The 445-nt window shown below is 69.4% G+C and carries 1 pseudogene; it reads right to left on the bottom strand.

Annotation, left to right across the window (positions count from 1 at the left end):
• Positions 1-82: 82 nt before the first annotated feature.
• A pseudogene (locus I6F37_RS39990) lies at positions 83-445 on the bottom strand (hypothetical protein); the annotation flags it as partial.

The raw sequence follows: 445 nt of genomic DNA on the forward strand, positions 1-445 counted from the left end.
ACCGTCGTCTGGGTCGGCCGCGATGACGATCGCCCGCTCGGATTCACCGGCGCTCAGGCCGCGCTGCCGATCTGGACCGAGTTCATGATGCGCGCGTTGCCATCCGACCCGCAGAGAACAAGGCGCGAAATAGCCGACCCGCGCCCACTGCCCGGTACGCCGGCGGCGCCGGGACCGGATGGTGGTGTGCGTGCCGCAACAACCCGACGGCCGTCGCAAACGCCGGCGCGATGATGGGCCCGGTCAAGCCGTCAATGCCGCCGGGCGATCCGCGGCGCACCGGCATCTGAAACACGCGCTCGGCCATGGCGGTCATGCCCTCGGGAATCGAACCGCCGCCAGTGACGACGATGCCGCCCGGCAACATGTCGGCGACGCCGTGCCGGCACATCTCGTCGTGCAGGGCTGAAACAACTGCGCTGCCTGCCGTTCGATGACCTCGAAC

This window comes from Bradyrhizobium sp. NBAIM08, assembly GCF_020193935.1.
GTDB classification, from domain to species: Bacteria; Pseudomonadota; Alphaproteobacteria; order Rhizobiales; family Xanthobacteraceae; genus Bradyrhizobium; species Bradyrhizobium yuanmingense.